Below are 23,927 nucleotides of genomic sequence, written 5' to 3'. Positions count from 1 at the left end.
GGGGTTAGGCGTGAAAAATCTCGAATTGTCACAATGCAAAATTGCAACACTTGGCGGATTATGAAAAGACTGGCAGCACTGTGCACCCTGGCCTTCGTGAGCTTGACCGCCCTCGCGAGCTCGGACGAGCTCGTGGCGGTCTACCAAGGCAACCGGCCGCCGTTCTCGTTCCGCGACGCGCAAGGCAAGGCCGGCGGAATCGAGGCGGACGTGGTTACCGAAGCGCTGCGGCGCGCCGGACGCCACGTCATTTTTCGCGAGACGCCCAATGTGCGGCTGCTGCCGTTCAGGGAGGGCGACGGCGTCGACCTGGCCGTGAGCGTGCGCGGCAGTGATGGACGCGGCGTGTATTTCTCCGACGAGTTCGTCACTTTCCACAACGTCGCCATTTCGCGGCGGGACCGCCACATCGTGCTCAAGACGATTGCCGATCTGGACCGCTACACCTTCGCCATCTGGCAAAACGGCTGGCGCGACCTGGGTCCCGCCTTCGAAGCGCGCTACCGGCCGGGCGCCGATGGCCGCTTCCCCAGCAACTACTTCCAGCCCTCCAACCAGCAAGCCCAAAACAAGATGTTCTGGTTCGGCCGGGTCGACGTGATCGTCGTCGACAAACAAGTCTTCGAGTGGTACCGCAAGCAGTTCGGCGCCAGTTCAACACGCGGGTAGCGCTCGACTACCACGCCATTTTCGACGCGACCACCGGCTTCAAGGTCGGCTTCCGCGACCGCGACCTGCGCGACGCCTTTAACCGCGCGCTGATCGAGATGCGCAAGGACCAGAGCTACTCGCGCATCCTCGCGCGATATGCGCTGCCCTCGCGGCAGTAAGCTGCGCGGCGAGAGGTGGGTTCGACGGATGGACCGCGCTTACAGGCTGGCTTCGCCGACCAGATGCGGGTTGGCCTGACGGTAGGCGGCCAGTTCGGCACGAACTTGCGCACGGGTTACGGCCGGCACGACGGGTTCGGTATCGAAGCGCGGATACTGTTCGCCGCTGGCGATCTCGCCGCGTTGCTGGGCGAGGCGCAGCTCGGCGCGCACTTCGTCACGGGTTTTGGCCGAGACGGCCTCCGGGAGGGAACTTGCATACAGTTCGCCTGAGTTCGGCGCCTGGCCCGCCGCGACGGCGGCTTTGTATTCTGCGATGACTTGTGCACGGGTCAGCTGGGGAGCTTCCTGGGCGTACACGACAGTGGATGCCAGCAGGGCGAGGGAGAGGGCGATGGCAACTTTTTTCATGGTAAGGCTCCTTAAAATGTTTGGGGTGGCTGACTGGCGCTACAAATAACTATCGATTAGATCGCACACTATATATTTGTGATACGTGATCACAGATACAGGCTGACTTCGCCGACCGGATGCGGGTTGGCCTTGAGGTAGGCGGCCAGCTCGGCGCGCACTTGCGCCCGGGTGATGCTCGACACGGCGGACTCGGTCTCGAACTGCGGATATTGCTCGCCACTGACGATCTCGCCGCGTTGCTGGGCCAGGCGCAGTTCGGCGCGGACTTCCTGACGGGTCTTGGTCGAGACAGCCTCTGGTTGGGAACCGGCGTACAGTTCACCCGAGTTCGGCGCCAAGCCTGCTGCGACGGCGGCTTTGTATTCTGCGATAACCTGGGCACGGGTCAGTTGTGGAGCTTCCTGGGCGTACACGGCCGAGGAGGACAGCAGGGCGATGGTCAGGGCGATGGCGGCGTTTTTCATGGTAAGTCTCCTAAAAGTGTTTGGATGGTGGCGGGCTGCGGATTCGTTCAATCGTTATCAATTTAATCGCTAGCGATCTTTTTGCAGCTTGTTTCGTTCGCAGCGCGCCGATGTGTGTACTTTACATAGCGTACGATCTAATAGCAAGCAATTTGAATCTATTAGCCCGATAGGAAAAACCTATCGGGCGTCGGCTCATACCGATATGGGGTAACTCTTAGCCGAGGAGGAGAGAGGCATACAGGTTCTCGACGCCGCCCTTATCTGGCCCAAGGAGGCTTCGCCAGCCGATGACGCCGTCCGGCCGCACCAATGTCGCGCCGGACACGGACACGCCAAAGACGTCGGCGAACGGTTGCAAGGGCGGGAAGATGACATCATCGCCGACAGCGATGGACGGTAGCCGCAGGCGCCCTCCCGCCGCCCGCCAATCCGGGTTTGCCGTGAGCAGCACATACTCCCTGCCGAACAGGTCCAGCGAGGACATCCGCTGGCCGGCATTGTCCACCCACACGTGCGGCGCCCGCGTTCCGGGTTGGCCGGCCCACTGCTGCGGTGTGGCGGCCGACGGCAACTCCGGTCCCGCGCCGGCAACCGCCCGCGACCGGACCAACTGTCCGAACTCCATGGCATCGTTACTGAACAGCGCCTCGGGCACGAAAGCGGCGCCGGCGCGCGCTGCATAATCGGGGCGGGAAAAGGTCTGCTGGTGCCGCAGCCAGCCGATGGGGCGCCGTTCCGCGTCGTAGGTGTCGAGCAAGGCCGGCGCGGCCTTGCCTTGGATCACGCGCTGCAATTTCCAGGCGAGATTCCATGCATCGTCAATACCGGTGTTGGCGCCAAAGCCGCCCCGTGTGGGCGGCAGTTGATGGGCCGCGTCACCGGCCAGGAAAACGCGGCCCTGGCGGTAGGCATCGGCGATGCGGCCCGCCATCTCCCATCGCCCGGTCGTGATGATGTCGAAGGCCATGTCGGCGCCGAGTGCGCGGCGGATCGCCGCCTGCAGCGCGGCTTCGGTGCGCTCCTCGTCGCCGTCGAGCATCAGCACCCAGCGGCTGTCCCCGTACGTGGTGAGAAAGCCGCGAAAGCCCTCCTGTTCGATGGAGAATTGCTGCGCGCCGCGCCGCAGGAAGGCATCCGCTTCGGGGCAACGGAACAGCACGCTACGAAGGACGCCAAGATGGCCGACGCCGCTTCGCGTGATACCCAGCGCCTCCCTGATCGGGCTGTTGGCGCCGTCGGCGGCGATCAGGTAGTCCGCGCCGATCTCGTAGCGGTGGCCGCTGGAGCGGTCGAGCACTTGTGCCAGCACGCCGCCTTCGCTCGTCTGGAAGTCAGTGAGCTCGGTACTAGGGCGCAGGTCGGCGCCGTGCGCGCGCGCCGCTGCCCGCAATATCGGCTCCAGCCGGTCCTGCGCGATTGCCGCGCCGGTGCACGGGGATTGCTCGAACTGGCGCGGCGGCGCTTCACCCGGCGTCCAGGCCTGCTCGCCTTTCCAGTCGCCCACCAGGCTGTCGACCGTCACGCGACGCAGACGGGTGCCAGCGGCCACTTGGGGGATTTGATCGGCGATGCCGACCGCCCGGTAATGCTCCAACGTTGTTTCCGTGAAGCCCATCGCGCGCGGATGTGGCGAACTGCCGGGATATTTGTCGATAAGGATGTGGGGCACGCCGTGCCAGCCGAGGAACAGCGAAGTTGAAAGTCCAACGAGGGACCCACCGACAACGAGAATGGGAGTATGCATAAGAAACGTCCTTTTTTGCCAAATGGCTCATCAAAGGACGTGGGTCGATCGCGCGGGAACGCTGGCGTCTCAGGGGAAACCAGAGGCGCCAAGTCAAAAAAGTCCACGAGAAATCGGCGCACGTCCGCTCTCGTCGTGGTCCCCGGCCTCGGTGGCCGGGAAAATTTTGCTCCATGGTTGGAGTTGGCCGGGGCTCACCACGCCGGCCCACCTTTTTCGACGCCGCAAGTGTGACACGCTCCCGGACGCCATTCATCCGTCTTGCCGCCTTCAAGTCGCTCGCCTGGATAGGGAAAACCAATCGTTGCGCCAAAGCGATCCAATCTGCAACGCCGTCGCCCCGCTTTCCTGACGCGACAATCAGGATTTCCTGATATGGCACTTGCACCAATGCCATTATAATTTCCTAAATACAATTCAAAACAAACCCAGCCGGCGCGGTCGGCGATGCGATGGACGCGGCCACGACAAGCTGCGGGCCCTATCGCCAAAGTCTTGACTCGGCAAGCGATGCCTATATCGCTACCGTGTCTCCGGAAACCTAGCGCTAGTCAGGACACACCATGAGCCTCGGCGATCTCAATAAAAATCATTACTCGCTCGATCGGCACATAAAGACCATCTCCCATTACTATCTGGGCACATTGGCGGCGGTCATCATCATCATGTTGATCATTTATGCCTCCATGCAGACCGTTCTTGAACGTCATTCCGTTCAGCAAAACATCAGTTTCCTCACCAGTAATCAATTTATCGAGTTCCAGCAACTCAAAGGCACCGCGCGCGCATTGATGCGCGGCTCCACGGCCGACGTCGTGCCGGCTAATGTGCTCGAACACATGATCGAGGACATGATCCAGCAGATCGCAAAAATCAGGGACACCGGCGCGCAACTGCAGCGCCTTCGCCTGCAGTTGGACATGGGCGCCAAGCCAAGCGATCTCGACATTCGTCTGCGCAGCTTCATCGACAGGGCGGAAAAACTGAGCAAGTTCGACAACGTCAGCCGCAGCAAGCACTACTCCTTTTGGGGGCCCATCGATTTCGCGGCAGCGTCGGACGGCGCCATCATGCGCGGCTTTCAACTGGAGGTCGCGCAATCGTTCAACAAAAGCCAGGAGAGCATCGTCGCGGCCAAGCGGATCAGCGCTTTGTTGATCCTGTCGCTGTTGATCGCACTGTGCGTCGTCGGCGCGCTGATGATTTTCCCGCTGCTCAAGAAACTGCGCATCGAGTACGAAAAGAAGAAAGTCTTCGAACATGAGCTGTCGGTTCTCGTCAACAAGGATAGCCTGACCGGTCTCTGCAATCGCAGGTCGTTCAATCAAACGCTCGCCGGGCTGGTCGCGCCCCGATATTCGGCTGACGGATATCCAATGGATGGTTCGTTCGCACTTCTGCTGATCGATCTCGATGATTTCAAGGCGGTCAACGACACCTTCGGGCATCAAACCGGCGACGGCTTGCTAATGGAAGTGGCGGGGCGCATCGCCTCGACCGTGGAAGCCGGCGCCATCGCCGCGCGCCTGGGCGGCGATGAGTTCGCGATCCTGGTGCCCGACCTCGCGGACAACGCGGACGCCGGGGTGCTTGCCGCACGCATCCTCGAAAGCCTGTTCACTCCGTTCAGCTTTGAAGGACACACCCATCGCATCTCGGCCAGCATTGGGGGCGCCGTGTTCCCCGATCACGGCGCCGACGCCCAAGCCATCATCCGATGCGCCGATCTGGCGCTGTACGCCGCGAAAACGGAACGCAACAGCCAGATCATCTTCAACGCGGCAATGATGGCCGACCGCCTTGCGGAAAGCCAGCTGCGAGCCGCCCTGTTCAAGGCGGTCGAAGACGACGAGTTCCTCGTGTATTACCAACCCAAGATCGACCTCCGAACGGGCCAGCATCTGGCGTTCGAGGCGCTGGTGCGCTGGCGCCATCCGCAGCTCGGTGTTCTGCCGCCGGGACGCTTCCTGCATCTTCTCGACACGGCGTCATCGATGACAGCGATGACCGAGATTGTCGTGAACCGGGTGGCCCGCGACATCCGCGCCTGGCGCGATGCCGGCCTCGATTGCGGAACCGTGGCCATCAACATGCCGGAAATCGCCCTCATTTCCGATGCCGGCTATTTCATGCTGGCGAACGCGGTGACCCGTTACGCGCTCGACTGGAACGATCTCGCCATCGAAATCACCGAAGACGTTTTTGTGAACAAATATACGGAACAGATACTGGCGACCGTCCTCAAGCTGCGTGAACGGGGCGTGTCGATCGCGCTCGACGATTTCGGGACCGGTTTCGCCTCCCTGACCAACCTCAGGAACTTTCATTTCGACGACATCAAAATCGACCGCAGCTTCGTTTCCGAAATCGGCAAGGACGTCAAATCGGAGCAGATCATTAAAGCCATGATCGATCTCGCCGCCAGTCTGGGAAAAAGCTGCGTTGCCGAAGGCGTGGAGACGGAGGAGCATGTCCAGTTCTTGCGGCAGGCCGGTTGCCCCATCGCGCAGGGCTATTTCTACGCACAGCCGCAGCCATTCGACATCGCGACCCTTGGCCTGGACGCGGCCTTGGTCATTTCATGACGGAGCAGGTTCGACCATGACGACACGCAGACACCCTCTATTCCCGGGATACGCAAGCTTGATGCTTGCGATGTGCCTCACGCCGCTCGCCCGCGCGGAGCCGCCATCGGTTCCCAAGCCCGGGACGGGCGCGTTTCAACCGTCGGTGGAGGTGGCGCACTACTGGATTTCGCCAAGCGAGCGCAAGGCCCTCGACGTCTATCGCGACGCCTGGAAGGGAATGGGCGGCAAATGGGTCGATATGCCGTCCAAGAACAAGCTGGCGCAAAACGGCTTGGCCACCGACATGATCGCCAACGGCTATCCTCCCGCCGTCATTCAGTGGAATGCCAACGGGGAAAGCATGGAGCTGGCGTCGATGGGGGTCATCGAGGATATCGAAGAAATCGCGGCCGCCGATCATTGGCGCGATTTCCTGCCCCCGAATTTGGTCAACCACATCAGCTACAAGGGACACATTTATTTTGCGCCGGTCAGCATCCACGCCGAAAACTGGGTCTGGACCAACAAGAAGATATTCGATCAGTTGAAATTGCCGCCGCCGACGACCTGGGACAGCGTTCTGACCAGTGCCGCCAAAATCAAGGCAGCCGGTTATATACCGATCGCACTCGGATCGGGAGCGTGGGAAATCTCCCTGCTCTTCAATGACATCGTCTATTCCGTCTATGGCGCCGAAGGTTATACGCGCCTGTTGGCCGGTGGCGATTCGAACGCCGCCATGGACCCGGCGATGCTGAAAGCGCTGGACATCCTGCGGCGCTTAAGCGTCTTCGTCGATCCCGCGCGGGGCGGCAAAACCTGGGTCGACGCGACCCTCTCGGTCGGACGGGGCCGGGCGGGCATGCAGTTCATGGGCGACTATGCGAAGGGGGAGTTGAAGGAGGCCGGGCTGGTGGTCGACAAGGATTTCCGCTGCACCTTGGCGCCAGGGACGAATTCGATTTATTTCGTGGTGATCGACGCTTTCGCCTTTCCGGTCTCAAGCAACGAGCAGGTGCGACGTTCCCAGCGGCTCTTCGCGCGCCAGATCATGAACGTCAACAACCAGCTCGCCTTCAACAAGATCAAGGGGTCGATTCCGCCGCGCACCGACATCCAGCGCGATAATCTCGATACGTGCGGGAAGATTGGGCTGGATCTAATTTCGCGCAAGCACGGGCAGGTGTTCGCGCAATCGATGCTAATGCCGCCGCAAATGTCGCAGGGATGGATCGATATCGTCGCCGACTACTTCAACAATCCAAAAATATCGCCCGCGCACGCACAGCGGCAGTTGGCGGAGGTGTTGGCGCAAAAATGATTGGAGGACGGCGGTGCCGGTGACGCCGCTCGAAAAGAGTACATCGACAGGCTAACGTATTGATTTTACTGAGAGAATTCTGGTGCGGCTGGCGGGGATCGAACCCACGACCCTTGGCTTCGGAGGCCCAAAATAGCATCAACAGCCGCTTCGCGTACATAGAAAATTCCCATTTATTGGCACAAATTTGGCACACTGCTGCTTTCCGAACTTGCAGCAGACTTTTATGCCAACGATCCGTAAAAAAGGCGACAAGCAGTACCACGTGCAAATCCGTAAGCGGGGCTATCCGACCCAGACGAAGACCTTCACTTCGCTGATTGCGGCCGAAGAGTGGGCAACGGTCATTGAATCAGAAATGGTCCGGGGCGTGTTCGTGTCACGAAACGAGGCCGAGGCAACACTCATCAAAGACGTGCTGGATCGCTTCGAAACTGAAGTGCTGCCAACGAAACGCAGCGAGCAATCCGACAAATCCCGCATCAAGACATTGGCCGACGCATTCGGGGACTATCGCATGGCGAGCCTTACTTCATCACAGGTATCCGGCTTCGTGCTCTGTTGATTGAGCTCACATTGTTATCGATACTTTGTCTCGAGTTATTGAATTGGATGTGGCAAACCTGTCATAAGCTTTGACAGTGGCTGCTCCGACGCATTATCCGTAAAACGCAGATCGCACGTCCGTGATCGGCGAACTGTTGGCCGCGCACGACGGCTTTGGGCAGAGTGGAATGACGGCTGTCACGACGGGCAACTCTTTTCGCACAAGACCTGCACTCGCGCCACGTAAGAGCGCCTCCGCGTATCAACCGCCGGTAGCGCTTCAGGTTCGCGAATTTCGGATCTGACCGACGGCCAGAATCGCCTTAAAAGAGGTGGCGTACGCCCAGGATCACGGAGCGTGGATCCGCGCCAGGCGAAACCGCCAAAGCCGGACCGGTGTTGCCGTTGATGCCGAACCGCGCGCGTGCCTGGTTGCGGATCTGCGCTGCGCCCACGTAGATCATTGAACGCTTCGACAGATTATGGTCGTAGCGCACGCTCAGCGCCGTGGCGTCGCCGTCCGTCACATCCCGGTGTCGGAAACGGCCGGCATCGAGCAACAGCGAGCCCATTCCAAGCGGGATGGACACCCCGAGCTCGATGGCGTCGCTGGCGGTGGCGCCGATATCGTCACGCCGTCCCTGGCCGAGAATGCCCAGCTTGAAGCCCGTGAAGCGGTAGCTGGCGCCGGCCGCGTAAAAGCGCTCGGTGTTAGCGAGCGCCGTCTTGCGCGATTCAACGGCGATACCGGCCGATAGCGGGCCGCTGTCGTACTGCAGCGAACCGCTGTGGATGGCGCCGATGTTGGTGCCGCCCGGCTGGGTGGTGTTCTCACCCAATGTCATGAAGGCGCGTACCTTGAAACCGGCCATCGACGGTGACGCGTAGCTGATGGCGTTGTTGACGCGCAACGGCGAATTGTCCGTGAAGTAGTTCGACGCGTTGCCCCATGCGAGACCACCGCCTAGGCCATAGGTCACGATGGTGTAGAAGTTCGGCGAATACTGGCGCCCTAGCGTCAGTTCCCCCGCCGGGCCGGCCAGCCCGACCCATGCCTGGCGGCCGAACAGGATACCGCCCTGTCCCGAGCTGCCATCGTCCATGTTGATGCCCGCCTCCAGCAGAAAGATCGCGCGGTTGCCGCCACCCAGGTCCTCGCCGCCGCGCCAGCTGATGCGCGAACCGGATATGCCGCCGCTTTGCACGCGTGTCGCGTGGGCGTCGCCTGCGCGGCTGGCGTCGAGGTAAGTGTCGAGGATGCCGGACATGGCGACGCTGTCTTGCCCATGCGCGGGTACCGCCGCAGCCATCGCCATCGTCATCGCCAATATCGGGAACTGCTTCATACGGTCCCCTTGCGCGCGCGGCGGCCCGCCGCCATCAAAACCACGGCGCTGAGAACCAGCAGCACGCCCAATCCCAGCAGCGCCAGGTCCATGCTGCCCGTAGCTGTCTTAATACGGCCGATGGCCCATGGCGCGGCGATGCCTGCGCTGGTGCCAAGACTGCTGATAAGTCCTATGCCACCGGCACGCATGTCGGGCGGTAGGTGCGCCGTCGGAATGGCCCAGAAGATCGGCAATGCCGAATACAGCCCCACCGCCGCCACCGACAACAATCCCAGCGCCAGCGCCAGGTTTGTCGGGTGCGTGGTCAGCGCGGCCAACGCCAGCGCGCCGGCGACCACGCAGCCGGCAAAGTAGCGCGCATGGCGGCCGTCGCGGTCCGCGCTGCGCGCCAGCAGCAGCACGCCGATCGCGCCTATGGTGTAGGGAATCACGGAATACAGGCTGACCAGCACCACGTCCTTGACACCGAAATCCCGTATCATCAGCGGCATCCAGAAGCTCAAGGTCAGCGCCGCGCCGGTGACGGCGAAATACGGCAGCGAGAACAGATAAATGCGCGGGTCTCGCAGGCACGCCGCCAGCGTGGCGCCGCCGCGATGGGCCGCCCTGCCGCCGTGGTCCAGATTGGCCGCCAGACGCGCTTTCTCGGACTGGGACAGCCAGACGGCATCCTCCGGATAGTCGCTCAGCCAGCGGTGCGCGATCACCGCCAGCAGCAGCGCCGGCGAGCCCTCAAGGAAGAACATCCATTGCCAGCCCTTGAGGCCCATCACGCCGTCCAGATCGCGCAGTATCCATCCCGAGACCAAGCCGCCCACGATGCCGGCGACCGCAACCCCGGCGAAGAAGTATGACAGGACCGAGGCGCGCCGCAGCGGCGGATACCAATAGGTCAGATAAAGCACGATGCCGGGGAAGAAGCCGGCTTCGAACACGCCCAGCGCGAAGCGCAGCAGATAAAACTGCGTCGGCGTCGAGATGAACATCATGCCAACCGAGGCCGCGCCCCAGAGCAGCATGATGCGCACGAAGGTCTTGCGCGCGCCGAACCGCGCCAGCAGCAGATTGCTCGGCACTTCGAACAGCACGTAGCCGATGTAAAACACCGCCGCGCCAAGGCCGTACATGGCGTCGCTGAAGCCCAGGTCGTGCTTCAGTTGAAGCTGGGCGAAGCCGATGTTGATGCGATCGAGGAAAGAGACCACATAGCAGATGAAGAGGAAGGGAACGATGCGCAAAGTGACCTTGCGGTATAGCGCGTGGTCGTTGTCGCGGGCGGTCGCAGGCCGGCTGGCCGCCGTTTCGATGAGGACTTGATCCATGGTTGTCTCCGTTGTGTGTTTTATTATTTGTGGTGTGGTTAGCGTGCCGGCTATCGATCCAGGAAGGCGTGCAGCGCATTGGTGAAGGCGTCCGCAGCCTCAATGTTCGACAGGTGCGAGGCTTGCAACGTGACCATGGCGGCCCCGGGGATACGCTTGCGCAGGAAGTCGGCGTCGGCGACGGTTGTCACTGGATCGCCGGCGCCCGCCACCAGCAAGGTGGCCGTGCCGATCGCTTCGATCTGGTCGGACAAGTCGGCCGCCGCCAGCGCCAGGCAGCAGGCCGCGTAGCCGGCGGGCGTGGTGCGGCGCAAGCCTTCGACCAGCCCAGCGACGACTCGCGGCGCCCCGGCCGCGTAGCCCGGCGTGAACCAGCGTCCCGCAGCGCCATCGGCCACCTGGTCCATGCCGGACGAGCGCACCAGCGCGGCGCGCTCGCGCCATACCTGTGTGGCGCCGATGCGCGCCGCGCTGTTGGCGACCACCAGCTTGTGCAGACGGTCGCCGGCGTGCACGCCTAGCCACAGGCCGGTCAGCCCACCCATGGAAATGCCGCAAAAGTGCGCGCGGCCGATCGCCAGGCCATCCAGCAGCCGCAGGACATCTCCGCCCAGCTCCGCGAGCGTATAGCCGCCGGCTGGATCGGCGCCTATACCCGAGCCGCCGTGGCCGCGCGTGTCGTAGCGCAGCACGCGGTAGTCTGGCGCCAGCGCGTCGGCTTGCGCGTCCCACATCGACATCGTGGTACCGAGGGAATTGGACAGCACTAGCACCGGTGCCGTGGCGGGTCCTTGCAGCGTATAGGCGATCTGGCGATCGCCGAAATCGAGTATCGGCATCGCGCGCTCCGTCAGGCGACGAAGTGGACGCGCTCGATCTGGTCCGCCGGCAGGCCATCGCGTTGCGCGTGCAGGTCAAAGTCGAAGTCGATCGAATAGAACGGCTGTTCCACCTCGTGGCTGCGCAACTCCGCCGGGTCGGTGACCTTGGTCATCGCCGGCACCAGTCCCTCGCGCGTGGCGAAAGCGAAATCGTCCCAGAGGTAGGGGTCGCCATCAATGTTGATCTGAGTTGTCAGCTTGCGGTGGTCCACCGCAGTGACGAAGAAGTGGATGTGGGCCGGACGCGTGCCGTGACGTCCCAGCGCCTTGAGCAACTTCTCGGTGGCGCCGTCCGGCGGCACGCTGTAGCCGACCGGCACCCGGCTGCGCAGGCGATAGCGGCCGTCGGCGTCGGTGCGGATGGCGCGGCGCAGGTTGTAGGCACTTTGACTCGGGTCGAAGAAGGAATAGCGGCCAAGGTGATTGGCGTGCCAGACCTCGACCAGTGCTCCGGCCAGCGGTTTGCCGTCGGCGCCGCGCACCTGCCCCTGCATGAACAGCACCTCGCCCGGCTGCTCGTCGACGTCGAGCCGCGCCAGGCCATTGGTCTCCGGCGCGCCGGCCACGTACAGCGGCCCTTCGATGGTGCGCGGCGTGCCGCCGCTGACGCCCTGGCGCGCCTCCTGTTCGTCCATGCGCAGGTCGAGGAAGTGCTCCAGCCCCAGGCCGGCGGCGATCAGGCCGTATTCGCCCGATTTGCCCGCCTCTGTCAGATAACTGATCGCGCTCCAGAATTCGTGCGGCTGAACGTCGTGCTCCTCGATGGTAGCGAACAGGTCGCGCACAATGCGGTTGACGATGGTCTGCACCCGCAGGTTGCCGTGGTCCTTTTCGGTGCTTTCGATTTTGCGCAGCAGCGCGTCGATGGCGTTCTTGTCCATGGTGGGTCCCTTGTTGAAATTGTTGATGGCTTAGCGGTCGTCTTCGTGGATCGAGGAAGGATGGCGGCACAGCGCCTCGACCCCGATCTCCATGTAGGGGAACAGCGGCAGTGTTCCCAGCAAATCGTGCAGCTCCGCCGGGCTGTCGACGTCGAACACGCTGACGTTGGCATACTGGCCGGCCACGCGCCACAGGTGGCGCCATTTGCCGCTGCGTTGCAGGCCCTGCGCTACTTCACGTTCGGTTGCCTTGAGGCGGGCCGCTTCGTCGGCCGGCATCGCATGCGGCAGTCGGACGGTCATGCTTACTTTGAACAGCATCGGTGTGCTCCCCGTTTCAATGGTTAGTGTTGTACTGGCGCTGCAGGAATTGCAACTTTTCTTCGTCGATGTCGATACCCAGGCCCGGGCCGGACGGCAGGCGGAGCGCGAAATCCTGGTAAACCAGCGGCGTGCGCAGAATGTCCTCGGTCAGCAGCAGCGGTCCAAACAGCTCAGTGCCCCACGCCAGATCCGGGAAAGTGGCGAACAGCTGCGCCGAGGCGACGGTTCCGACCGCTCCCTCCAGCATGGTGCCGCCGTACAAGCCGATGTTAGCCGCCTCCGCGATGGCCGCCACCTGCTGCGCGGCACGCAAGCCGCCAGACTGGGTGATCTTGACGGCGTAGACGTCGGCGGCGCGTCGCTCGGCGATGCGGAAGGCATCCAATGGACCGTGCAACGCCTCGTCGGCCATCAAAGGCACCCGGTTCATGTCGCGCAGGCGGCGCATGCCCTCGTGGTCGTGCGCGGCGATCGGCTGCTCGACCAGATCAACGCCGGCGTGCTCTAGCAGGCTCATGCCCAGCATGGCGTCGGTCTGGCTCCAGGCCTGGTTGATGTCGACGCGCACGCTGGCGCGGTCGCCCAGCGCACGCTTGATCGCCGCGACGTGGGCGGCGTCGGCGCGCACCTCGCGCGCGCCGATCTTGAGCTTGAAGACGTTGTGGCGGCGGCGGTCGAGCATCTCCTCGGCTTCGGCGATGTCGCGTCCGGTGTCGCCGCTGGCCAGGGTCCACGCCACCGGCAAGCTATCGCGTACGCGCCCGCCGAACAAGTCCGACAGCGGCACGCCGAGGCGCCGAGCCTGGCCGTCCAGCAGCGCGGTTTCGATGGCGCACAGGGCGAAGCGGTTGCCCTGAAGGCTGTCGCGCAAGTCGCGCATGCGCGCGTTGGGACTGGTGGCGTCGGCACCGGTCAGCAAAGGTCGCATATAGGTTTCGATGTTGACGCAGATGCTGTCCGGGCTCTCCTCGCCGTAGGCCAGGCCGCCGATGGTGGTAGCCTCACCCCAGCCGGTGACACCGTCTTCGGCGCGGATGCGCACCAAAACCAGCTTCTGGCGCCGCATCGTGGCGACCGACAGCTGATGCGGGCGGATGGTGGGCAGGTCGAGCAGCAGCACGTCGACGCTGGCGATCCCGATGTTGGTATGGCTCATGGCGCTCCTTGTTATGTTCGAACCATATTAGGAACAAGCGCGCGCCGCGTCCAAGACCGATGGAGGCAAGTGCCATACCCGCAAGGTATAAGACGAGGATGTGGACCGGTACGCACGCGCAAACGCCCGCGAGGCGACGGCGCATCGCGGATCGAGCGCCGCAGCGCAAACAAACAGGCTGGATTAGAAAGGGTTCGCGCGCCTTCGCGCCCTAATAACCCGACTTTCAAACGGCTACCAACGGGCTCGCCCGCTTTTGCGGCGGGGGTTGCGCACTTGCGGCATGCATTTCTGCAACATTGATCGCTTGTTCAGATAGGAGTTCCGCTGCCATCGTCCGAAAACGCGCCAGGACTAGCCCCTCGTCGCCACGGCGGAAATTCATGATGACGGGCGAGATGGCATCGGCCTCCAGCACGGGACGGAACACCACGCTGCCACGGCGGCCATGGGCGACGGACGCCGGCACCAGCGCCACGCCAATGCCAGCATCGACCAACCCCAGCGCGGTCTGCATCTCGTTGGCCTCGCGCACCTCGGCCGGGCGAACGCGGTGGCGCGCGAACAGCTCCAGCACCTGGTCGGCGTAGCCCGGACGGGGACGGGCCGGATAGACGACCAGCGCCTGACGCCCCAGATCGGCAAGGCGCACCGCCATCCTCTCGGCCAACGGGTGGGACGCCGGCAGCGCCGCCAACAGCGGCTCGCGCAGCAGCGTGACGCAGGTGATGTCGGGATCGTCGATCGGCAGGCGGCCGAAACCGACGTCGATGCGCCCCAGCTTGAGCGCGGCCCCCTGCTCCGCCGTCAACAACTCGGTGAAGCCGGTTTCCACCTCCGGCTCGGCGGCGCGGAACTGGCGTATTAGGTCCGGCAGCAAGCCGCACATCACCGACGGTACGAAACCGACGCCGAACCAGACGCGCTGGCCGCGCGCCAGTAGGCGCGTGCCGTCCTCGATCTCGCGCAAGCGCGACATCACTTGCCAAGTCTGCTCGTAGAAAAATTTGCCGGCCACCGTCAGTGCGATGGGGCGTGAGTCGCGGTCGACCAATTCGACACCGAGCAGCTCCTCAAGCTGGCGGATCTGCCGGCTCAATGGCGGCTGCGCGATGTGCAGCCGTTCGGCGGCGCGGCTGAAACTGAGCGTCTCGGCGACCGCGTGAAAGTATTTCAGATGCCGCAGTTCCATGGCCACTCCCGTCAATGCTGGTTCAACAAGGCGGCGCGGTCGATGCCGCGTCCGAGCGCCGCCGCCGTCACGCCGCCGAGCCCGAAGTCGCTGTTGGGCAGGTCCTGGATGAACACCCGCACCACTTCAGGGGCGACGCCGATGGAGGCGGTGGCCGCCGTCAGACGCGCGATCAGCTTCGCTTTCTGCGCGTCGCTGCGCCCGGCGATGAGGAAGGCCTGCAACACCGCGCGCGGTCCCGGCGCCGGCTTGCCGGCCACCGCGTAATGCTCGTGCTGCACTTCGGTCAGCATCACGCACACCGACGCCGGTGGCGCCTCGACCGAGTCGACGACGGCTTCGGTCAGCGCGGCGATCAGGCGCTGCTTCGGTCCATGCGGATGACCGGCCATGATGAAGGCGTGGATGGTTGGCATGATAGGTCCCTTCAGCGCATGAACAAGCCGCCGTTGATGTCCCAGCAGGCGCCGGTGGCGGAACCGGCGGCAGGATCGGCCAGCAGCACGACGGCGTCGGCGATGAAGCCGGCGTCGCCGAGCGTGCGCACCGGGATGGTTTGCGTGATCGCGGCCATCTTCTCAACCGGCACCGTTTCATGCACGATGGGCAGGTCCAGCGGGCCGGGAGAAATGGTGTTGACCGTCACCCCGCTTGCGGCCAGTTCGCGCGCGAACACCTTGGTCAGGGTCAGCACGCCGCCCTTGGCCGCCGCGTAGTGGGCGCCGGTGGCGGTGCCGCCGGTTTGGCCGGCAAGCGAGCCGACGTTGACGATGCGGCCGTAGCCCCGCCGCGCGAATGCCTGGCCGAACACTTGGCACGCCAGGAACACGCTGCGCAGGTTGACGGCGACGACGGCGTCGAATTCGTCGGCGGAGATCTCCATCAGCGACGCCACGCGAGATTGACCGGCGTTGTTAACCAAGACGTGGGCGCCGCCCCAGCGCTGTTCCAGCAGTGCGGCGGCCGCTTCGAAGCCAGCTTTGTCGCGCACATCGAGACGCAGTGCCAGCGCGGTGTCGCCACTGTCATCGAGGCTGTCGGCGACAGCTTGCGCCATCGCCACGTCCAGGTCGGCCAGCGCCACACGGTAGCTGGCAGCATGCAGCCGCCGCGCGATCAACTCACCCAGGCCGCGCGCCGCGCCGGTCACCAACGCTACTTTTCTGTCATCCATGGCCTAGCCTCCCTGGATGATCAGGGCGCGGCCGATGCGCGCTTCGATCTTGCCGAACTTCCAGAGGCGATAATCGCCCACCTTCACGGTACGGAACAGGTTGCATGCGGCGACGACGGTGTCGAGATCAGCCACATCGGCCATGATGTAGACGGTCCACGGCCAGGATTCGGACGCGCCGACCATCGTGCGATCATCGTCCATGGTGCCGAGGATGGTCACGCCGGGCATGACGTTCATCGCGCTCATCATCTCGCCGTAGCCCTTCCATACGGCGCCGATATCGGTTTCCGGCAGATCGAAGAAGTTTTGCGTGACGCCGATGCAGAATAAAACGCGCAGCGGATCTTTTCGGGTGTCGGTCATTGATGTCTCCAGTGTATTTTGAGAAATTAAAGGAAGCCTGGCATCGGCTGCACGCCCAGCGCGACGGCGCCGGCGCCGTCATAGATACCCTCGCCGAGGAAGGCGTGCTGCCGTACAACAGCCGCGTCGCGCAGGTAGCGCTGCAGCGGGTGGCTGCTGTAGATGGCGGTGGTTCCGGCCAGGCCGTACATGTGGCGCGTGACCGAATCGCCGGCGCGCGCGGCGTCGACCGCCGCCAGGCGCAGGATCGCCACCTGGGACGGTGTGACCGGGTCGCCCGCCAGCACTGTGTTCCACACCTCGCCGGTGATATCGTAGAAGAAGCCGCGTGCGGCGCGCAGGCGTGCCTCGGCCTTGGCCACCTCGATGCGCACGTAGGAGCGGTCGGCCAGCTTGGGCGCTCCGGTGATGGCGACGCGGCCGCCAGCCATGGTGTTGATCTCCTCGATGGCGGCGCGCGCAATGCCCAGATTGACCACGGCCAGCACCTGCGCCGCGTAGGCGATGGTCGGATAGCGGTACAACGGCTCGTCGATCATCGGCTCGCCGCCGCGCACAAAGGTCCAATCGTCGGCGACGAAGCGCGAATCCACGCGCAAGTCATGGCTCCCGGTGCCGCACAGGCCGACCACGTCCCAGTTGTCGATGATCTCGACCTGGCCGCGCGGCAGCACGGCGGTGCGCGGCTTTCCGCCCGGCTGGCCCGGCGTGGCGGTGCCAATGCCCACGCCCAGCACGTCGGCGCCCTTGCAGCCGCTGGCGAACTTCCAGGTGCCGTTGACGGTCCAGCCGCCGTCGACCTGGATTGCCGGCTGGATCGGAAACAGGCCGCCGGCGAATACTAGGTCCGGACCGTCGGCGTACATACTGGCCTGCGTCGCCTTCGGCAGAGCGGCCAAGTAGATCGAAGCGGAGCCAAAGCTGGCCACCCAGCCCACCGAACCATCGGCCTGTGAGATGCGCTCGACCAGTGCCAGGAAGTCGCTCGGGCTCATGCCGCTGCCGCCGAAACAGGCCGGCGTGGCGGCGCGGTACACGCCCTGCTGTTTGAGGCGGTCGATGACGTCGCGCGGCACGTGGCGCAGGCTGGCGAATTCGGCATGGCGCAGGCGGATGTCGGCCAGCAGTTGATCGAGGGTTTCGGCGTGGCCGTCGGAAGCGGCGGCGATGGACGGTGCTTCGGCGTGTACTGCTAGCATGGTGGTCTCCTGATTATGTGGCGTGGCGCGGACGGCTGATGCCAGTGTAGGGAGGACGCCGATGCGCTTCAATCGGGATGATTCCGGTGGCGCTAGGTGGAATGACGGTGGCACCTAAAGAAAATACGTAATGGCGGCCTTCCGCGCGCTCAACCCTATAATGTGTGCTCACATGGGTAAGCTCACTGCGAAAGGACGGGTCATGGCGCAATTCGAACTGGGCGACTTCCAGCGCATGGTGGAGGCCATGTCCTCCTGCATCATCGTGCATGACGCGCAAACCAAATCCATTCTGTGGGCCAATCCCGCCGCCTGTTCGGTGCTCGGGTTCACACTCGACGAACTGTTGCCGCTGAAGGCGCCGGACATGAGCGCGCGCGCGGAGCAGTACGGCCGCGATGTGGGCCACCGGTGGCTGCAAGGCGCGGTCGAACGCGGCATCAACGTCATCGAATGGTGCTACCGCAGCAAACAGGGCGAGGAAATCATGTCGGAGGCGGTGGCCACCCTGGTCCGCCTTTCCAACCACGACGTAATCATGGTGCAGTTCCGCGACATCGCGCGCGAGGAGCAGGCCAGGCGCCAAATGAAGCGGCTGGAGAGCCGGATCAAGGAATTCTTGCAGGATTCGGACGAGGGCCTAGCGGTGCTGGCGCCCGACGCTGGCTTCGAGTACCTAAGCGCGGCCGGACGCCAGCTGTTGCGGCTCGATCCCGCCACCGGAGCGTCGCTGCCCTCGCTGGCGGCGCTGTGCGCGACCGACTCGCGCCACGAGTTGGAACGGGTGCAGGCGCTGGCCTTGCCGGATGGGCCATCGCTGTCATTGAGCTTTTCGACGGTGCTCGACGGCGATGTGAAGCGCTGGTTCCAGGGCACCTGCCGCCATATCGATATCGAGGGCGATCTGAAAGGCCACCTGCTGCACTTCCGTGACGTCACCGAACAGGTCGAGTCGGCGCGCGCGCGGCGCGACCAGCAAGCCGCACTGGAATACCTGGCGCGCCACAACGCCATGGGCGAGATGGCGGGAGCTATCGCCCATGAACTTAGCCAGCCGCTGGCGGCGATCCGCAACTACATCGAGGGCATCGGCATGCGCCTGCGCGGCGCGCAGATCGCGCGCGACGACGTTCGGTTCGGCCTTGACTCGGCCGCTCGCCAGGTGGACCACGCCAGCGCCATCATCCAGAGCGTGCGTGCCTACGTGGTGAAGCTGGAGCAAACCGAGGCGCCGGCGGACCTCAACGCCATCCTCGCCGACACGCGCTACTTTATCGAACTGAAAGCCGCCGAAGCGGGTGTGCGGCTGGCGTTCGACTTCGCCCCGCGTCCGTTGATGGTCAACTGCGAGAAGGTGCTGATCGGCCAGGTGATCCTGAATCTCGCCTTCAACGCCATCGAGGAGATGCAGCGTGCGCCGGCGGCGCGGCGCCGAGTCAGCATCTGGTGCCAGCACGACGACGGGCGCGCGCTGCTATCGGTGCGCGACCAGGGCGACGGCATCGATGCGGCCCTGCACGAGCGGCTGTTCGACGGCTTCTTCACCTCCAAGGTCAGTGGCAACGGCATCGGGCTGGCGCTGTGCAAAAACATCATCGGCCGCCACCGGGGTGATATCTGGGCCGAACAGGGAGCACCCGGCGGTGCGATATTCCGCTTCGCGCTGCCGCTGCTTGCGGCCGATGACGATCACGAGTTGCGCCCGTAGCCCTGCAACAGGTCCTGCACCAGTTGGCGCAACCATTTCCCGCCGAGGTCGTTGTCGAACTCCTCGTGCCAGTGCAGCATGATCTCCACCGACGGCAGTGCGACCGGTAAGTCGTAGACGTTGAACTGCTTGCCAGCGTTGAACAGACGACCGATCCGCAGCGGCACCGTGGCCGCCAGATCCGATTGCGCCAGGATCAGCGGCAGCACCGAGAAATGCGGAATCTCCAGCGCCACGCGGCGCTCCACGCCCATCCCGTGCAAAGCCTGGGCCACCTGGCTGTGGCTACTCTCGGCCGAGTGCACCTGCACGTGCGACAAGGCCTCAAACTCGTCAAGCCGCAGCGCTTGGCGCTTTGGCAGGCCAGCGCGGCGGCGCGTCAGGCAGCAGTACGATTCACTGAACAACAAGGCGTGGCGGGTGGTTTCGCGAATCGCCGGCAGGTTACCGATCGCGCAATCGAGGTGCCCGGTGCGCAGCGCCTCGACGATCGACTCCTGCCGCACTTGCACCACCTTCAACTGCACCTGTGGCGCGAGCACCCGCAACTGCTCGCAGATCGGCGGCAGGAATACCATCTCCGCCACGTCCGTCATCGAAACGCGGAACACGCGCGTGCTGGCCGACGGATCGAAACCGTCGGCGTAGCGCAGCGCCTCGTGCACCGCTTGCAGCGCGCGGCTTATCGGCTTGGCCAGCTCCAGCGCGGCGGGAGTCGGCTGCATGCCGTCGCGGGTGCGCACGAAAAGCGGATCGCCGAACAGTTCGCGCAGCCGGCTGACGGCGGCGCTGACGGCCGGCTGCGACAGATGCAGGCGGTGCCCCGCCAAGGTCAGGCTGCGCTCTTCCGATACCGCCTGGAAGACGCGCAGCAGGTTCAAGTCCACGTTGTTGAAGGTCGTCATCTTCCCGCCAAAATCCATGCTATTGATGCAGATCATACAGCACATCAATTTGATCTATGCAAGTCGCGGTCATAGAATCAAGCGGTCATCTCCCAACAACAACATCGCGAGACACCATGCCCTCCACCGAAGTTCAAGCCCTGACCGAGCGCCTGCACCGCGTCGAAGCGCAGCAGCAGATCCGCAACACGCTCGGGCGCTACATGCACCTATGCGACCAGCCCTGCGCCGACAGCAACTTCCCGCGACTGGCCGACCTGTTTACCGAGGACGCGGTATGGGAAGGCATCGGCGCCTTGTACGCCGGGAAATTCGGCCGCCACCAGGGCCGCGCCGCGATCGCCGCCTTCGTCGGCGCCTATCTCGCGCCATCACGGCACTTCAAGCGCAACCACCATTTCCTGACCTCCGACCAGGTCTGTATCGAAGAGGACGGCGGCGTGCAAGGCCAATGGCTGATGCTGCAACTGTCCACGTACGACGACGAAACCGCGCAGGCCATCACGGCGCGCCTGACCATCGACTTCGCGCCGCTGCCGGACGGGCGCTGGGCGATCGCCCACTTCCGCACTGAACGCCTGGAGTGCGTGCCGTGGAACCGCGAAGCGGCCGGGGAGCAACCGGCATGAGTGCCTTCACCGAACGCTTCATGCTGGGCCGTAACGAGGGCCGCAGCATCGCCATCAAGGATTGCATCGACATCGCCGGCCACGCCACACGCGGCGGCAGCGCCGCGCTGATTGACGCCGCGCCGGCCGCCGACCATGCCGACGTGGTGCGCCAACTGCTGGCCGACGGCTGGCTTGTCACTGGCAAGACCACGATGCACGAACTGGCCTACGGCATGACCGGCATTAACGCCTGGGCCGGTACGCCGCGCAATCCGCAAAACCCGGACTGGATCCCCGGCGGCTCGTCGAGCGGCTCGGCGACGGCCGTCGGCGCCGGCGAAGTGGACGCGGCGCTCGGCAGCGACACCGGAGGTTCGATCCGCCTGCCAGCCGCCTGCTGCGGCGTGATCGGGTTCAAGCCGACTTTCGGCCGCGTCAGCCGCGTCGGCGCCTGGCCGCGCGAGAGCAGCCTCGATTGCGTTGGCCCGTTCGCCAACGACATGCTGGTGTTGAACCGCGTGATGCGTGCCATCGCCCCCGACTTCAACGAGACGCTGGCCAAAACGCCGCAAGCACGCGCCCGCATCGGGGTGGTCGCCACCGGGAGCGACGCCGTCATCGAGGCGGCGCTGGCCGCCGCGTTGCGCGCCAGCGGCTGGGACACCGCCGCGCGTTCGCTGCCCGGCCTTCAAGCCGCATTCCAGGCCGGCGTGGCGATCATCAACATCGAGACCTGGGCCGCCTTCGGCCACCTGCTAGCCACCGGCAATGTCGGCGCCGACGTCGCTGCGCGGCTGACAGCGGCCGGCGCCACCACCGACGACGCGCGGATGGCCGCCGAGGATGTGCGTCGCGCCTTCACCGAGGAAATCGACCTCGCGCTCGACGGCGTCGACGCGCTGGTGATGCCGACGTTACCATCGCTGCCGCCCACCTTGGCCGAGGTTGCCGCCGGCCATCCGGTATTAGCTTTGAGCCGACTGGTGCGCCCCTTCAACCTGAGCGGTCATCCGGCGCTGAGCTTCCCGATTCCCGTCACCGCCGCTGACGGCGCACCGCCCGCGAAGGCGGGATTGCAACTGATCGGCCGCAAAGGCGACGACGAACGCCTGTGCGCCCTCGCGCTGCATCTGCAGACGGCATTGAACAACACCGCAGTCTCATTCCAACAACAGGAGCAATCATGAACGCCCCCTTACGCTTCCATCCGCGCACTCCGGACTCCGCCTACGCCGATCTGGTGCAGGACGCCTTGGTAGATCCATCGGTGTACACCGACCCGCAGATCTTCGACGCGGAAATGGACCGCATCTTCAGCCAGACCTGGATCTGGGTCGCCCACGTGAGCGAACTGCCCAAGCCGGGCGACTTCCGCGCGACCTTCGTGGGGCGCAACCCGGTGATCGTGGTGCGCGACCGCCAGGACAACATCCATGTGCTGGAAAACCGCTGCCGCCATCGCGGCGCCACCGTCTGTGAAAAAACCAAGGGCAACGCCACCGGCTTCACCTGCCCTTACCACAGCTGGTCATATGGGCTGGACGGCAAGCTGCGCGGTCTGCCCTACGCCGACGGTTACGAGGAGGTTATCGAGAAATCCGACCTGCCGCTTAAAAGCCTGAAGGTCGGCGTCTACAGCGGCATGATCTTCGCCAGCTACAACCAGGATATCGAACCGCTGGAGGATTTCCTCGGCAACGCTTGCCACTGGATCGACCTGTTCATGAAACAGGGTGCCGGCTTCCCAGTCAAGACCCAGGGCGAGCACAAATTCAGCTTTAAGGGCAACTGGAAGATCCAGCTGGAGAACACCACCGACGGCTATCACTTCCCGGTGGTGCACAAGACCTTCCTGCAATCGGTCGACGCCGAAACCTCGGCGATGCTGTCGTTCATGACCGACGACGAGTCGATCACCCGCTCGCTGGGCAATGGACACAGCGTGATGGTGATGGTGCCCGAGCACGTCGACCTTGACATCGACGACGGAACCGAGGTGTTGCAAGAGCGCTTCGCGCATGTGACGGAGGCGCTGTCCAAGGACTATCCGCCCGAGCAGGTACGCCGCATCGTGCGCTCGCTGCACGGCGCCGGCTTCAACCTGAACCTGTTCCCGAACGTCGCCATGTCGATGTCGTTCTTCCGCGTGCTGCGCCCCGTCGCCGTTGACGAGACCGAGATCCGCCACGTGGCGCTGGGCATGGATGGCGGCCCGGAAATCGCCAACCGCGAGCGGCTGCGCATCCACGAGCATTTCCAGGGACCGTTCGGCTTCGGCAGCCCGGACGACGCCGAGGCGTGGGAACGCGTGCAGGCCGGCTCGCGTGCAGGACGCGACGTGCCAATCCTCGTCAATCGCGGCTTGAACCGCGAGTGGCAGGACCAGAACGGCGACAAGGTGTCGCATTCGACCGACGAAACCGGCATGCGCGAAGCCTATGCCATGTGGAAAAGGATGATGAGCAAATGAACAACGAAAACCTCCCAACCGCCGACCTTGAGACGCCGATCGGCCGCGCCATCGCTTTCGTCTGGCACGAAGCCCAGCTGCTCGACAGCAAAAACTACGAAGCCTGGGGCAAGCTGTGGGCCGACGACGGCCACTACGTGGTACCGATCGATCCGGACACCACCGACTTCGCCAGCACCTTGAACTACGCCTACGACGACGCCCGCATGCGCCAGCTGCGCATTGAGCGCTTTTCGTCGGGCTTCTCGATGTCAGCGGCCGATTCGGCCGTGACGGTGCGCACGATCTCGCGTTTCACCTTGGTTGAGTCCGACAGCGACGAGATCGAGTTGCGCTCGGCCCAGTTGCTGGCGGCCTACAAGCGCGGCACGACGACGCTGTTCGCGGGCAACCTGACGCACCGCATCCGTCTGACCGAGGACGGTCCGAGGCTGGTGCGCAAGGTGGTGCGCCTGGTGAATTCGCAGGACGCGCTCAACGCGCTCGGTTTCTTGCTGTGA

25 protein-coding genes and 1 tRNA gene are annotated in these 23,927 nt (G+C 64.1%); 10 read left to right on the top strand and 16 right to left on the bottom strand.

Translation table 11 applies throughout. From position 1 onward, the window contains the following. Positions 1-60: 60 nt before the first annotated feature. On the top strand, positions 61-669 hold the full coding sequence (locus NHH88_02645) for a transporter substrate-binding domain-containing protein (protein USX14711.1): 609 nt from the start codon (positions 61-63) through the stop codon (positions 667-669). Then, positions 627-830 (top strand): transporter substrate-binding domain-containing protein, encoded by a 204-nt coding sequence (locus tag NHH88_02640; protein USX14710.1) that lies wholly within the window; start codon positions 627-629, stop codon positions 828-830. Before NHH88_02645 ends, NHH88_02640 begins: the two co-directional genes overlap by 43 nt. Positions 831-869: 39 nt before the next feature. Here NHH88_02640 and NHH88_02635 read toward each other — a convergent pair whose 3' ends face one another. The 3 genes from NHH88_02635 to NHH88_02625 form a co-directional block, all read right to left on the bottom strand. Next, positions 870-1,241 carry a putative porin gene (locus NHH88_02635; GenBank protein USX14709.1) on the bottom strand — a complete coding sequence of 124 codons (372 nt, stop codon included), beginning with the start codon at positions 1,239-1,241 and terminating at the stop codon, positions 870-872. A gap of 89 nt (positions 1,242-1,330) precedes the next feature. Then, entirely contained in the window at positions 1,331-1,708 is a 378-nt protein-coding gene (locus NHH88_02630; GenBank protein ID USX14708.1) for a putative porin, read from the bottom strand. A 217-nt stretch (positions 1,709-1,925) separates the two neighbouring features. After that, complete coding sequence (locus tag NHH88_02625) at positions 1,926-3,455, bottom strand: FAD-dependent monooxygenase (GenBank protein ID USX14707.1); 1,530 nt, start codon at positions 3,453-3,455, stop codon at positions 1,926-1,928. Between the two features lie 563 nt (positions 3,456-4,018). Here NHH88_02625 and NHH88_02620 point away from each other — a divergent pair. Both NHH88_02620 and NHH88_02615 read left to right on the top strand, forming a co-directional pair. Then, a complete protein-coding gene (locus tag NHH88_02620) occupies positions 4,019-6,040 on the top strand; it encodes an EAL domain-containing protein (protein USX14706.1) in 2,022 nt (673 codons plus the stop codon). A gap of 61 nt (positions 6,041-6,101) precedes the next feature. Continuing rightward, positions 6,102-7,343, top strand: a complete 1,242-nt coding sequence (locus NHH88_02615; GenBank protein ID USX17515.1) for an ABC transporter substrate-binding protein — start codon at positions 6,102-6,104, stop codon at positions 7,341-7,343. An 80-nt stretch (positions 7,344-7,423) separates the two neighbouring features. Here NHH88_02615 and NHH88_02610 read toward each other — a convergent pair. Beyond that, a tRNA-OTHER gene (locus tag NHH88_02610) sits at positions 7,424-7,492 on the bottom strand. Positions 7,493-7,569: 77 nt separating this feature from the next. Here NHH88_02610 and NHH88_02605 point away from each other — a divergent pair. Next, on the top strand, positions 7,570-7,908 hold the full coding sequence (locus tag NHH88_02605; GenBank protein ID USX14705.1) for a hypothetical protein: 339 nt from the start codon (positions 7,570-7,572) through the stop codon (positions 7,906-7,908). Between the two features lie 304 nt (positions 7,909-8,212). Here the strand turns inward: NHH88_02605 and NHH88_02600 are convergent, their stop codons facing one another. The 11 genes from NHH88_02600 to NHH88_02550 all read right to left on the bottom strand — a co-directional run bounded on the left by NHH88_02600 (position 8,213) and on the right by NHH88_02550 (position 17,733). Continuing rightward, positions 8,213-9,235: a porin gene (locus NHH88_02600; GenBank protein ID USX14704.1), complete on the bottom strand. Its 1,023-nt coding sequence runs from the start codon at positions 9,233-9,235 to the stop codon at positions 8,213-8,215. After that, positions 9,232-10,560, bottom strand: coding sequence for an MFS transporter (locus NHH88_02595; protein USX14703.1), 1,329 nt, complete (start codon positions 10,558-10,560; stop codon positions 9,232-9,234). The genes NHH88_02600 and NHH88_02595 overlap by 4 nt, the downstream gene beginning before the upstream one ends. 50 nt (positions 10,561-10,610) lie before the next feature. Then, positions 10,611-11,399, bottom strand: coding sequence for a 3-oxoadipate enol-lactonase (pcaD, locus tag NHH88_02590; protein ID USX14702.1), 789 nt, complete (start codon positions 11,397-11,399; stop codon positions 10,611-10,613). Positions 11,400-11,410: 11 nt separating this feature from the next. Next, a complete protein-coding gene (gene catA / locus NHH88_02585) occupies positions 11,411-12,322 on the bottom strand; it encodes a catechol 1,2-dioxygenase (GenBank protein ID USX14701.1) in 912 nt (303 codons plus the stop codon). Between the two features lie 30 nt (positions 12,323-12,352). Beyond that, positions 12,353-12,643 (bottom strand): muconolactone Delta-isomerase, encoded by a 291-nt coding sequence (gene catC, locus NHH88_02580; protein USX14700.1) that lies wholly within the window; start codon positions 12,641-12,643, stop codon positions 12,353-12,355. Positions 12,644-12,659: 16 nt separating this feature from the next. Then, positions 12,660-13,802, bottom strand: a complete 1,143-nt coding sequence (locus tag NHH88_02575; protein USX14699.1) for a muconate/chloromuconate family cycloisomerase — start codon at positions 13,800-13,802, stop codon at positions 12,660-12,662. Between the two features lie 226 nt (positions 13,803-14,028). Then, the gene (locus tag NHH88_02570) at positions 14,029-14,994 is read right to left on the bottom strand and encodes a LysR family transcriptional regulator (protein ID USX14698.1); all 966 of its coding nucleotides are present in this window, start codon (positions 14,992-14,994) and stop codon (positions 14,029-14,031) included. A gap of 11 nt (positions 14,995-15,005) precedes the next feature. After that, positions 15,006-15,410, bottom strand: coding sequence for a tautomerase family protein (locus NHH88_02565; protein USX14697.1), 405 nt, complete (start codon positions 15,408-15,410; stop codon positions 15,006-15,008). An 11-nt stretch (positions 15,411-15,421) separates the two neighbouring features. After that, entirely contained in the window at positions 15,422-16,168 is a 747-nt protein-coding gene (locus NHH88_02560; protein ID USX14696.1) for an SDR family oxidoreductase, read from the bottom strand. Between the two features lie 3 nt (positions 16,169-16,171). Beyond that, complete coding sequence (locus tag NHH88_02555; protein ID USX14695.1) at positions 16,172-16,534, bottom strand: hypothetical protein; 363 nt, start codon at positions 16,532-16,534, stop codon at positions 16,172-16,174. 26 nt (positions 16,535-16,560) lie between these two features. Further along, positions 16,561-17,733 (bottom strand): acyl-CoA dehydrogenase family protein, encoded by a 1,173-nt coding sequence (locus NHH88_02550; protein ID USX14694.1) that lies wholly within the window; start codon positions 17,731-17,733, stop codon positions 16,561-16,563. 202 nt (positions 17,734-17,935) lie between these two features. Here NHH88_02550 and NHH88_02545 point away from each other — a divergent pair, with 202 nt between their 5' ends. Then, positions 17,936-19,441: an ATP-binding protein gene (locus NHH88_02545; GenBank protein USX14693.1), complete on the top strand. Its 1,506-nt coding sequence runs from the start codon at positions 17,936-17,938 to the stop codon at positions 19,439-19,441. Here NHH88_02545 and NHH88_02540 read toward each other — a convergent pair. Then, positions 19,423-20,346 (bottom strand): LysR family transcriptional regulator, encoded by a 924-nt coding sequence (locus tag NHH88_02540; GenBank protein ID USX14692.1) that lies wholly within the window; start codon positions 20,344-20,346, stop codon positions 19,423-19,425. The two genes, NHH88_02545 and NHH88_02540, sit on opposite strands and share 19 nt — an antisense overlap. Positions 20,347-20,462: 116 nt before the next feature. On the opposite strand from NHH88_02540, the gene NHH88_02535 reads away from it, so the two are divergent. Genes NHH88_02535 through NHH88_02520 form a run of 4 tightly spaced genes read left to right on the top strand, consistent with a single transcriptional unit; the run spans position 20,463 to position 23,927 of the window. After that, positions 20,463-20,975: a nuclear transport factor 2 family protein gene (locus NHH88_02535; protein USX14691.1), complete on the top strand. Its 513-nt coding sequence runs from the start codon at positions 20,463-20,465 to the stop codon at positions 20,973-20,975. Beyond that, positions 20,972-22,144 carry an amidase gene (locus tag NHH88_02530; GenBank protein ID USX14690.1) on the top strand — a complete coding sequence of 391 codons (1,173 nt, stop codon included), beginning with the start codon at positions 20,972-20,974 and terminating at the stop codon, positions 22,142-22,144. Before NHH88_02535 ends, NHH88_02530 begins: the two co-directional genes overlap by 4 nt. Then, positions 22,141-23,427, top strand: a complete 1,287-nt coding sequence (locus NHH88_02525; protein ID USX14689.1) for an aromatic ring-hydroxylating dioxygenase subunit alpha — start codon at positions 22,141-22,143, stop codon at positions 23,425-23,427. The genes NHH88_02530 and NHH88_02525 overlap by 4 nt, the downstream gene beginning before the upstream one ends. Next, positions 23,424-23,927 carry an aromatic-ring-hydroxylating dioxygenase subunit beta gene (locus tag NHH88_02520; protein USX14688.1) on the top strand — a complete coding sequence of 168 codons (504 nt, stop codon included), beginning with the start codon at positions 23,424-23,426 and terminating at the stop codon, positions 23,925-23,927. Before NHH88_02525 ends, NHH88_02520 begins: the two co-directional genes overlap by 4 nt.

This window comes from Oxalobacteraceae bacterium OTU3CAMAD1 (assembly GCA_024123915.1).
Lineage (GTDB): Bacteria > Pseudomonadota > Gammaproteobacteria > Burkholderiales > Burkholderiaceae_D > Rugamonas.
This window is presented reverse-complemented; position numbering and strand designations above follow the sequence as displayed.

Bases quoted from the DNA above. Each gene is read 5' to 3' on its own strand.
- NHH88_02645 (USX14711.1), top strand. From the start codon at position 61: ATGAAAAGACTGGCAGCACTGTGCACCCTGGCCTTCGTGAGCTTGACC.
- NHH88_02635 (USX14709.1), bottom strand. From the start codon at position 1,241: ATGAAAAAAGTTGCCATCGCCCTCTCCCTCGCCCTGCTGGCATCCACT.
- NHH88_02630 (USX14708.1), bottom strand. From the start codon at position 1,708: ATGAAAAACGCCGCCATCGCCCTGACCATCGCCCTGCTGTCCTCCTCG.
- NHH88_02625 (USX14707.1), bottom strand. From the start codon at position 3,455: ATGCATACTCCCATTCTCGTTGTCGGTGGGTCCCTCGTTGGACTTTCA.
- NHH88_02620 (USX14706.1), top strand. From the start codon at position 4,019: ATGAGCCTCGGCGATCTCAATAAAAATCATTACTCGCTCGATCGGCAC.
- NHH88_02615 (USX17515.1), top strand. From the start codon at position 6,102: ATGCTTGCGATGTGCCTCACGCCGCTCGCCCGCGCGGAGCCGCCATCG.
- NHH88_02605 (USX14705.1), top strand. From the start codon at position 7,570: ATGCCAACGATCCGTAAAAAAGGCGACAAGCAGTACCACGTGCAAATC.
- NHH88_02600 (USX14704.1), bottom strand. From the start codon at position 9,235: ATGAAGCAGTTCCCGATATTGGCGATGACGATGGCGATGGCTGCGGCG.
- NHH88_02595 (USX14703.1), bottom strand. From the start codon at position 10,560: ATGGATCAAGTCCTCATCGAAACGGCGGCCAGCCGGCCTGCGACCGCC.
- pcaD (USX14702.1), bottom strand. From the start codon at position 11,399: ATGCCGATACTCGATTTCGGCGATCGCCAGATCGCCTATACGCTGCAA.
- catA (USX14701.1), bottom strand. From the start codon at position 12,322: ATGGACAAGAACGCCATCGACGCGCTGCTGCGCAAAATCGAAAGCACC.
- catC (USX14700.1), bottom strand. From the start codon at position 12,643: ATGCTGTTCAAAGTAAGCATGACCGTCCGACTGCCGCATGCGATGCCG.
- NHH88_02575 (USX14699.1), bottom strand. From the start codon at position 13,802: ATGAGCCATACCAACATCGGGATCGCCAGCGTCGACGTGCTGCTGCTC.
- NHH88_02570 (USX14698.1), bottom strand. From the start codon at position 14,994: ATGGAACTGCGGCATCTGAAATACTTTCACGCGGTCGCCGAGACGCTC.
- NHH88_02565 (USX14697.1), bottom strand. From the start codon at position 15,410: ATGCCAACCATCCACGCCTTCATCATGGCCGGTCATCCGCATGGACCG.
- NHH88_02560 (USX14696.1), bottom strand. From the start codon at position 16,168: ATGGATGACAGAAAAGTAGCGTTGGTGACCGGCGCGGCGCGCGGCCTG.
- NHH88_02555 (USX14695.1), bottom strand. From the start codon at position 16,534: ATGACCGACACCCGAAAAGATCCGCTGCGCGTTTTATTCTGCATCGGC.
- NHH88_02550 (USX14694.1), bottom strand. From the start codon at position 17,733: ATGCTAGCAGTACACGCCGAAGCACCGTCCATCGCCGCCGCTTCCGAC.
- NHH88_02545 (USX14693.1), top strand. From the start codon at position 17,936: ATGGCGCAATTCGAACTGGGCGACTTCCAGCGCATGGTGGAGGCCATG.
- NHH88_02540 (USX14692.1), bottom strand. From the start codon at position 20,346: ATGACGACCTTCAACAACGTGGACTTGAACCTGCTGCGCGTCTTCCAG.
- NHH88_02535 (USX14691.1), top strand. From the start codon at position 20,463: ATGCCCTCCACCGAAGTTCAAGCCCTGACCGAGCGCCTGCACCGCGTC.
- NHH88_02530 (USX14690.1), top strand. From the start codon at position 20,972: ATGAGTGCCTTCACCGAACGCTTCATGCTGGGCCGTAACGAGGGCCGC.
- NHH88_02525 (USX14689.1), top strand. From the start codon at position 22,141: ATGAACGCCCCCTTACGCTTCCATCCGCGCACTCCGGACTCCGCCTAC.
- NHH88_02520 (USX14688.1), top strand. From the start codon at position 23,424: ATGAACAACGAAAACCTCCCAACCGCCGACCTTGAGACGCCGATCGGC.